Genomic DNA, 9,121 nt, shown 5'->3' with positions numbered 1-9,121 from the left:
GGACCTGTTCCCGCATCACAATCCCAACCAGCAAACGATAACCATTTTCATTAGTGCTACAATCTACGACGTCCGACCAGGGCCGGTCAAGACGGGCTCCCCGGCGCGGAGACACGAAACACACACGCGGCAAACAGCTTCGGCGGCACAGAAAGACAGGCATGGCAGCTCATCTGCGACTGATGAACATGATGTTCGGGACGATCTGCTCCCAGGTGGTCGGCACCGCCGCCCGCCTCGGACTCGCCGATCATCTGGGTGACGCCGAACGCGGCTACACCGAACTGGCCGAGGCCACCGGCACCCACCCCGGCTCGCTCGCCCGGCTACTGCGGGCCCTGGCCGCCTTGGAGCTGGTCGTCGAAACCCGGCCGGGCACATTCCGTTTGGGCGAGGCGGGCCAGCCACTGCGCACCGACCGCCCCGACTCTCAGGCCGCGGCGGTACTGCTGTTCACCGACCCCGCCCTGCTGGACTCCTGGAAACTGACCGAGGAGGCGGTTCGCACGGGGCAGCCGACCTTCGAGGGGCTGTACGGTGTCGACTTCTTCGGCTTCCTCGCCACGAAACCCGAGCTGTCCGAGCGGTTCAACGCGACCATGCGGCAGGTCAGCCTGCCCATCGCGCAACTTGTCCCGGTGAGCTACGACTTCACCCGGCACCACACCGTCGTCGACATCGGCGGCGGCGACGGTACCCTGCTGTCGGAAATCCTGCGCGGCACAACCACTTTGCGCGGCATCCTGTTCGACTCGGTGACCGGCGTCGCCGAGGCCGCCGCCACCCTCGGCGCCGCGGGCGTCGCCGACCGCTGCCGCGTCGAGTCCGGTGACTTCTTCACCGCCGTCCCCGAGGGCGGCGATGCCTACGTACTCAAGAACATCCTGCACGACTGGGACGACGACCGCTGCGTGACCATCCTCGAGCGGTGCCGCACGGTGATTCCGGAGCACGGGCGGCTGCTGATCGTGGAATCCGTCCTGCCCGACGTGGTCGACACCTCGAACCCGGCCCCGTACCTCACCGATATCAGCATGCTCGTCAATATGGGCGGGCAGGAACGCACCCGCGCCGAGTACGAAAGCCTCTGCCGCCGTGCCGGTTTCACGGTCACCGCGATGCACCCGACCATCCTGCCCACGTCGTACTCGCTGATCGAGGCAACACCGGCCTGAACGGAACGTCACCCGATGCTCGACAAACCCCGCCCGATCGTGGTGGACCTGCTGGCCGAGGATTTCCACGAACGAGCCCACACCCTCTACGACGAACTACGCGCGCAGTCCCCGGTCACCCTCGTCGAACTGCCCGAGCAACCGGGGCGAGGGTTCTGGATGGTCACCGGATACGCGGCGGCCAAGGCCGCGTTGCACGACACCCGGCTCGCCAACGATCCGCGCACGCTGCTGTCCCCCGCGCAGCGCGCGGCACGGGCCGCGGCCCAGCTGCCGGGCGCCCCGCACACCATGCTGCTGTCCGACCCGCCGGAGCACACCCGGCTGCGCCGCGCCGCGCAGCAGGCGTTCACGTCCAGGTCGGTGACGGCCTTGCGCCCCACCGTGATCCGGCACGCCGAACGACTGCTGGGCGCGGCGGAGCAGACGGCAGCGGCCGGTGACGGCACCGTGGATCTGCTGCACGCCTACGCCTATCCGCTGTCGCTGACCGTGCTCGGCGAGATTCTCGGCTTCCCCGAGGCGTGGCATCCCGGCCTGCACGTCCTCGCGGTGCGGGCGGCGTCCGCCTCCACCCCACTGTCGGCCCCCGATCCCGAATTGCGCGCGCAACTCGAGGGCTACGCCCGCGACCTGATCCTGCTCAAGCGCGACGACCCCGGCGACGATCTGGTCAGCAGGCTGGTGCATCCGGCGTCCGGCCGGGACACGCTGTCGAACGGCGAACTGATGGCCATGCTCGGCCTGCTCATGGCCGCCGGTTTCGAGACCTCCGCCAGCCTGATCGCCAGCGCGGCACTGACCCTGCTCACCCACCCCGAGCAGTGGGCGGCCCTGCGCGCCGACCCCGAATTGTCCGCTGCCGCAGTCGAAGAGACCATGCGCTACTGGGGCCCGGTGGAATCGGCGACAGCGCGCTACGCGGTCGAGCCGTTCGAACTCGCCGGCCGCCACATCGGCACGGGCGAGCGGGTGCTGGTGTTCCCGGCCGCCGCCAACCGCGACCCGGCCCATATCCCCGATCCCCACCGCTTCGATATCCATCGCGAGCCCCGCCCCCATCTCGGGTTCAGCGGCGGCATCCACAACTGCCTCGGGGCCGCCCTCGCGCGCACGGAGGTCACCGTCGCGCTCACCACAATGGTCGCGCGCTGGCCCGCGCTGCGCCTGGCCGCCGACCCCGCCGAATTGCGCTGGCGCCCAGGCATGGGACTGCGCGGCCTGCGCCGCCTGCCGGTGCGGCCCTGACCCGGCCCTCTCGTCTTTCGCACACACGACAGCACTAGGAGTTCGAGCCATGACACCCCCGACCGACACCCCCTACGACGTCGCCATCCTCGGAGCCGGGATCGCGGGTAGCACCCTGGCGACGATCCTGGCCCGCCACGGCCTCGAGGTGCTGCTCATCGACGCGGGCGTACATCCGCGCTTCGTGGTCGGCGAATCCACCATTCCGCACGCGACGGCCACGATGCACGTGCTGGCCGAGCGCTACGACATCCCGGAATTCAAGGCGCTGGCCAACTTCGAGGACACCGCCGAGCATGTCGCCAAGACCTGCGGGCAGAAGCAGAACTTCGGCTTCGTCTACCACGAGCAGGGCCGCCCGGCCGACCCGGCCAAGGCCAACCAGGTAGTCCTGGCCTCCGGTTACCGCCGCGCCGAAGCGCATTGGTTTCGCCAGGACATCGACTCGTACGTGTTCCATCTCGCCGTGCGCTACGGCGCGGTGCCCCGGCTGAACACCCGAATCCACGACATCGACATCGACGCGGATCGTGGCGCGGAGTTGCGCACGGCATCCGGCGAGACGTTCAACGCCCGATACCTGGTGGACGCCACCGGTTTCCGCTCCGTGCTGGCCGAGCGGTTCGGGCTGCGCGAACAACCCACGCGGGCGCGCACCCACTCGCGCTCGCTGTTCACCCACATGATCGGCGTCGAGCCCTTCGACGAGGTCGCCCCGGTGCGATACGGCCAGCCGAGCCGGTGGCACAACGGCACCTTGCACCACATCTTCGACGGCGGCTGGCTCTGGGTCATTCCGTTCGACAACAACGACCGTTCGACGAACCCGCTGTGCAGTGTGGGTCTCACCCTGACCGGGGACGCGGTGACCGAGGACCGCGACGCGCCCGAGCGGGAGTTCGCCGACTTCCTGGAGCGATTCCCGGCCGTGGCGAAGCAGTTCGAGTCCGCGGCGGCCGTGCGGCCGTGGGTGAGCACCGGGCGGCTGCAGTACTCCGCCTCCGGCACGGTCGGTGACCGCTTCTGCCTGACCGCACAGTCCGCCGGAGCGATCGACGCGCTGTTCTCCCGGGGGCTCGCGAACTCCTTCCAGACCGTGAACGCGCTGGCCTGGCGGATCATCGAGGCGGCCCGCGACGACGACTGGTCGACCGCGCGGTTCGCCGGTCTCGACGCCCTACAGCAGCGGATGTTCGACGTGCACGACGATCTCGCCTATTCGTCGTACGTCGGCTTCCGCGACTACGCGCTGTGGGACGCGATCTTCCGGGTGTGGCACACCTACAGCTTCTACTCCGACGCCGCGCTGGAACACACGCTGTCCCGGTATGTCGCCGGTCAGGACGATCAGGTGTTCCGGACCTTGGAGCGCGGCGATTCCGCACTGGCCCAAGCCATTCGGGGCCTGCTGACCACCGCGCGCGAGACCTGCGAGGCGGTCGAGCGGGGTGAGCTGTCCCCCGCGGCCGCCGCGACAGCGATCATCGACCGGATCAACCGCGAGCGGTTCTTCCCCGACTACCTGCCCCACGGCAATCCCGAACTGCGCTACGTCGATATCAGCCAGGACAAGGCGATGGAGTTCATGCGGTGGTCCCGCACCGAGGCACCCCGGTGGATCACCCAGACCTTCGCCTGACCCGGATGAGAGCGCGATGAACCCACCCACCACCCTCGGCCCCGGCTACGCGCGGACCGTGCGGCAGCACCACGCCGACCCGCTGACCCTGGCGGCCGCCGTCGCGGCCTCCGGACAGCTCACCGACTACGTCGTCTACGAACAGCCGGGACGCTGGTATGTGGCCGGAAATCCGATCGGCGCGGTGACCGTCCGCCGCGACCACGTGCACAGCACCCTCGGCGGTGACCGCCTCGAATCCTGGAGCGGCACACCGTGGGAGCGGATCCGGGCGGCGCTGGACCGGGCGCCGGTACCGCGCTGGCGGGCCTACGGCTGGGCGTGCTTCGAGCTGTACCGCCCGGACACCGTGGGCCCGGACGACGTCCTCGCCCACTTCATGGTGCCCGGCGTGGAACTGGAGATCACCGAAACCGCCGTGGTCACCCACAGTGTCGGCGCGCCGTTCGACCTGGACCTGCCCGATGCCGCCGCTTGGGCGTCCACGCCCACGCCCACGGCGGTGCCGGTGGACGCGGTCGACTCCGACTATCTCCGGCGGGTGCGACTCGCGCTGGACCGGATTCACGACGGCGAGTTCGACAAGGTGATCATGTCGCGCCGGGTGGAGCTGCCGTTCGCGGTGGACATGCCGGCCACCTACGCGGCGATCCGCCGGATGAACACCCCGGCCCGCTCCTTCCTGCTGGATCTGGGCGGCTGGCAGGCCGCCGGGGTCAGTCCGGAAACCGTGCTCGAAGCCGACGGCACCGGGCTGGTCACCACGCAGCCACTGGCCGGTACGCGCGCCCGCACCGGCGACGCCGCGCGCGACGAAGGTCTGCGGCGGGATCTGCTCAGCGATCCGAAGGAGATCTATGAGCACGCCACCTCCGTGCGGCTGGCCTACACCGAACTCGACGGTATCGGCAGCGCCACGCGGGTCGGTGAATTCCTCACCGTCAAGGAGCGCGGCAGCGTGCAGCACCTCGCGTCGCGCGTGGAGACGCTGCTGCGCGCCGATCGGACCTGCTGGGACGCGCTCGCCGCCGTCTACCCGGCCATCACCGCCTCCGGCATCCCCAAGGCGGCCGCATGCGCCGCGATCGGCGACCTCGAACCCGGTACGCGCGGCCTCTACAGCGGTGCCGTCGTGCGAGCCGACAGCACCGGAAACCTCGATGCCGCACTGGTTCTGCGCGCCGTGTACCAACGCGACGGCCGCAGCTGGCTACGGGCGGGAGCGGGTGTCGTCACCGGCTCGACCCCCGAACGCGAGCACGAGGAGACCTGCGAGAAACTCGCCTGCGTCGCGCCCTACCTCGTCCCCGCCCACCCCACAACCTGACCCCTCCGCCCCACCATTCCGCACCTGCCCCACCACCGGTTTGTGGTGGTGGGGCAGTCGTCTTGTGGGAGTGTCGGATTCGGGAGGGTCGGCGACTCGGGCCTATGCCGAGGCGGCGACCCGCCAATGGCGTGCCTTGGTTTGCGCGGACCACATGGCGCTGTATCGGCCGTCGCGTGCCAGTAGTTCGTCGTGGGTGCCGCGCTCGCTCACCCGGCCGTCCTCCAGGACGAGGATCTGATCGGCCGCGACCACCGTGGAGAGGCGGTGCGCGATCACGATCACCGTCTTCTCCGCGACCAGCGCGTCGATGGCGTCCTGGACATAGACTTCGCTCTCGGTGTCCAGCGCGGCGGTCGGTTCGTCCAGCAGGACGATCGGCGCGTTCTTCAGGATCGCGCGGGCGATCGAAATGCGCTGGCGCTCACCACCGGACAGCGCCCCGCCGATCTCGCCGACCCGGGTGTCGTAGCCGTGCGGCAGCCGTTCGACGAAGGTGTGCACATTGGCGGCACGGGCCGCGGCCTCGATCTCGGCCTGGGTGGCCTCCGGCGCGGCGATCGCGATATTGGCGCGGATGGTGTCGTCGAACAGGTACACGTCCTGGAAGACCACCGCGATATGCCGGTAGATCTCCACGGGGTCGACCTGCCGCAGGTCCAGGCCCCCGATGCGGACGCTGCCACTGTCGGGGTCCGCGTAGCGGGTGAGCATCCTGGTCACCGTCGTCTTGCCCGATCCCGACGGACCCACCAGCGCCGTGAGCGAACGCGCCGGAGCGGTGAACGACACCCCGCGCAGGACCGCGGACCCGCCGGCGTAACCGAAGTGCACGTCGTCGAACTCGATGTCGTAGCCGGTGATCCGGGCCGCCGGGTCGCCGACCGGAAGCGCCGGGGTGTCCAGCACCTCACCGACACGTTCCAGCGCCGCGTCCGTGATCTCGAAGATCGCCGACAGATTGGACATGGTCGACATCGGCTCGGCGAATCGCACCGCCGCGGCCACCACGGCGATCAGCAACGCCGCGGACATCCGCACATCGAGCACCAGGGCCGCACCGAGCGCCACCATCCCCACCAGGCACAACTGCACGACGCTGGATGCCAGCAGCCCCGGCCAGGTCAGCCGCTTCTGCATTGCGGACATGGCCTCGTTCTGCTCCTCGAGGGTCTCGACCAGCCGCTGCGACGAGCTGCCGACCTGTCCGGTCGCGCGCAGCACCGGCAGACCCTGCACGTATTCGACCACCCGGCTCGCGGCCGCGGCGTCGGCGGCGTCGAGCCGGCGCGAGCCCGCGCCCGAGATCTGCTGGATCCGCCGGACGAACAGCACCGCGAACGGAATCGACACGGCGAGAACGGCTCCCAGGCGCCAGTCGACGCAGACGATGACCACGCCGATGACCGCCGGGACCGTCACCATCTGAATGAACAACAGTGCCATCGAGGACGAACTCATCGTCGCGTTGGCGACATTGCCGCCGATCACCGTGGTGAGGTCGCCCGCGGCCCGGCGCTCGAGTTCGGCCTGCGGCATGGTCCGCAATTTCTCCCCCAGCCGCAGCCGCGCGCCGGCGAGCACATCGGCCCAGCGGCCGAACTCGAATCGCAGTTGGCCGTAATGGAATACGGCTTGAACCACGTAGCAGGCCACCAGGACACCGAACCAGCTCCACGCGGCGGTGGCGTTCACCTCCGGCCGGCTCAGCTCGTACAGCAGCGGGATCAGTGTGGCGTAGGCCGCGGCCTGGGTGACCGAACCGAGAAACGCCCACCACAGGGTGCGGCGGAATTCGTCCCGATAATCCCCGGCGGCGAGCAGCATCAGCCGCAGGATTCTTCTCATCGGTTCGTGGCCTCCTTGTTCTTGCCGCTGCCGAGACCCCATCCGCGGGCGCGCTGGTGATGCTCCCAGAGCCGGGCGTAGCGGCCGCCGGACGCGAGCAGTTCGGTGTGGGTGCCGGATTCGGACACCCGGCCGGATTCGAGGACCACGATCTGGTCGGCGTCGACGATCGTGGACAGGCGGTGCGCGACCACGAGCACCGTGCGGCCCCGGGTCAGCGCGGCGATCGCGTCCTGAATGGCCGCCTCGTTCTCCGGATCGGCGAAAGAGGTTGCCTCGTCGAGAATTACGATCGGTGCGTCGGCGAGCAGCGCGCGGGCGATGGTGATCCGCTGCCGCTGCCCGCCGGACAACCGGGCGCCGCGTTCACCCACCGGCGTGGCGTAGCCCTGCGGCAGTTCCGAGACGATGAAGTCGTGGGCCTGGGCGGCCCGCGCCGCGGCCTCTACCTCGGCGTCGGTCGCCGACGGGCGGGCGAGTCGGATGTTCTCCGCGATGGTGTCCGACAGCAGGAACGGATCCTGGAAGACCAGCGCCACGTGGCGGAGCAGGTCCGCCGAGGCGATGCGGCGGACGTCCACGCCACCGACGAGCACCTGTCCCTCGTCCACATCCCAGAACCGCGGAATCAGCCGCGCGACAGTCGATTTGCCCGAGCCCGACGGGCCGACCAGCGCGCAGACGGTACCGCTCGGAATTGTCAGATCCACGCCGTCCAGCGCGACCCGGTCGGTACCCGCGTAACCGAAACGGACGGAACGGAACTCGATCGACCCGTCGGCCGGGGTCTGCGGCCGGTCGGGCTCCGGCAGGGGCGCGATGTCGAGAAGTTCGACGATGCGCGCGGCCCCGGCCTTGGATTGATTGACCAGATTGGACAGATTCATCAGCGGCACCACCGATTCCACCGGCAGCGTCCCGATCAAGATCGCCGCCAGCAGCTGCGCCGGAGACATCGACCCGGCCGCGGTCAGCCAGCCGCCCACCGCGAGCACGATCAGAATCGTGGGTAGTGGCGCCACGGTGAGGTTGGCGAAGATCATCGCGCTGCGATTGTTGTTCTGCCAGGCGGTGGTCGCCACGTTGAAGTCCCGGACCCGGTCGACGAAGCGCCGGAACGACACCGTGCCGTCGTCGAAGGTCCGCACCACCGGCATGCCCTGCACGAATTCGACCACGGCCGCGTTGATGGCCTCGTTGGCCTCGTCGTAGCGCCGCCTGGTCTCGGCGTAGTCCCGCAGCGTCAGCTGCATGCCGACGAACACCACGGGCAGGAACAACAGGACCGCCAGCAGCAGCCGCCAATCCACGAAACCCAGTGCCAGCAGCGCCGCGACCGGCTGGGCCACCGTGAAGCCGGCCAGCGGTACGGCATCGGCCACCGCCATGTGCAGGCCGCGGACATCGTCCTGCACGACCTTCTTCACCGCCCCCGATCCCAGGCGCTGCGCCTCCCCCAGCGGAACCCGGCCCAGATGCGCGGCGAGGTCGGTCCGCAGGCGCTGCTCGAGATCGAAGGAGGCGAGGTGCGAGAGCAGGAAAGACCACGCCCGCAAGGCGAATCGGACGAGGAACCCGACCGCCGCGAGCACCAGCAGCGCCACCACCCGCGCGGTGTCGACGTCGGCGGCGAACAGCTCCCGCAGCGCCAGCGCGATGCCCACGAACCCGACGACCCCGGCGACCGCCCCCAGCGCGGCTGTCGCCAGCGCCGCCGCCAGCCGCCCGCGCACCGGCTCGGTCACTCGATACAGGGCGCTACCGGGCTTCGCCGCACCCTCCGCCACGACTTCCTGTCCCGCCTCGTCCACCTGGAGCGCCGCCCCGGCACCACCCATAATCCCGGCTCCTGTCCGTCATGTCATCGACAGCAACCATCCAGCG

The 9,121-nt window shown here is 69.7% G+C and carries 6 protein-coding genes; 4 read left to right on the top strand and 2 right to left on the bottom strand.

Translation table 11 applies throughout. The features are described from left to right. The first annotated feature begins 161 nt into the window (after positions 1–161). The 4 genes from NWFMUON74_RS12015 to NWFMUON74_RS12000 are packed head-to-tail and all read left to right on the top strand — an operon-like array spanning position 162 to position 5,389. Positions 162–1,175, top strand: a complete 1,014-nt coding sequence (locus NWFMUON74_RS12015) for a methyltransferase (protein WP_187687890.1) — start codon at positions 162–164, stop codon at positions 1,173–1,175. Between the two features lie 15 nt (positions 1,176–1,190). Next, on the top strand, positions 1,191–2,423 hold the full coding sequence (locus tag NWFMUON74_RS12010; RefSeq protein WP_187687889.1) for a cytochrome P450 family protein: 1,233 nt from the start codon (positions 1,191–1,193) through the stop codon (positions 2,421–2,423). A gap of 49 nt (positions 2,424–2,472) precedes the next feature. Further along, positions 2,473–4,062 (top strand): NAD(P)/FAD-dependent oxidoreductase, encoded by a 1,590-nt coding sequence (locus NWFMUON74_RS12005; protein WP_187687888.1) that lies wholly within the window; start codon positions 2,473–2,475, stop codon positions 4,060–4,062. A 16-nt stretch (positions 4,063–4,078) separates the two neighbouring features. Continuing rightward, positions 4,079–5,389 carry a salicylate synthase gene (locus NWFMUON74_RS12000; protein ID WP_187687887.1) on the top strand — a complete coding sequence of 437 codons (1,311 nt, stop codon included), beginning with the start codon at positions 4,079–4,081 and terminating at the stop codon, positions 5,387–5,389. Between the two features lie 102 nt (positions 5,390–5,491). Here the strand turns inward: NWFMUON74_RS12000 and NWFMUON74_RS11995 are convergent, their stop codons facing one another. After that, positions 5,492–7,237 (bottom strand): ABC transporter ATP-binding protein, encoded by a 1,746-nt coding sequence (locus tag NWFMUON74_RS11995; protein ID WP_187687886.1) that lies wholly within the window; start codon positions 7,235–7,237, stop codon positions 5,492–5,494. Continuing rightward, positions 7,234–9,075: an ABC transporter ATP-binding protein gene (locus NWFMUON74_RS11990; protein ID WP_187687885.1), complete on the bottom strand. Its 1,842-nt coding sequence runs from the start codon at positions 9,073–9,075 to the stop codon at positions 7,234–7,236. Before NWFMUON74_RS11990 ends, NWFMUON74_RS11995 begins: the two co-directional genes overlap by 4 nt. Positions 9,076–9,121 lie beyond the last annotated feature (46 nt).

Origin of the sequence: Nocardia wallacei (assembly GCF_014466955.1) — a bacterium.
GTDB classification, from domain to species: Bacteria; Actinomycetota; Actinomycetes; order Mycobacteriales; family Mycobacteriaceae; genus Nocardia; species Nocardia wallacei.
This window is presented reverse-complemented; position numbering and strand designations above follow the sequence as displayed.

Bases quoted from the DNA above. Each gene is read 5' to 3' on its own strand.
- NWFMUON74_RS11990 (WP_187687885.1), bottom strand. From the start codon at position 9,075: ATGGGTGGTGCCGGGGCGGCGCTCCAGGTGGACGAGGCGGGACAGGAA.
- NWFMUON74_RS12000 (WP_187687887.1), top strand. From the start codon at position 4,079: ATGAACCCACCCACCACCCTCGGCCCCGGCTACGCGCGGACCGTGCGG.
- NWFMUON74_RS12010 (WP_187687889.1), top strand. From the start codon at position 1,191: ATGCTCGACAAACCCCGCCCGATCGTGGTGGACCTGCTGGCCGAGGAT.
- NWFMUON74_RS12015 (WP_187687890.1), top strand. From the start codon at position 162: ATGGCAGCTCATCTGCGACTGATGAACATGATGTTCGGGACGATCTGC.
- NWFMUON74_RS11995 (WP_187687886.1), bottom strand. From the start codon at position 7,237: ATGAGAAGAATCCTGCGGCTGATGCTGCTCGCCGCCGGGGATTATCGG.
- NWFMUON74_RS12005 (WP_187687888.1), top strand. From the start codon at position 2,473: ATGACACCCCCGACCGACACCCCCTACGACGTCGCCATCCTCGGAGCC.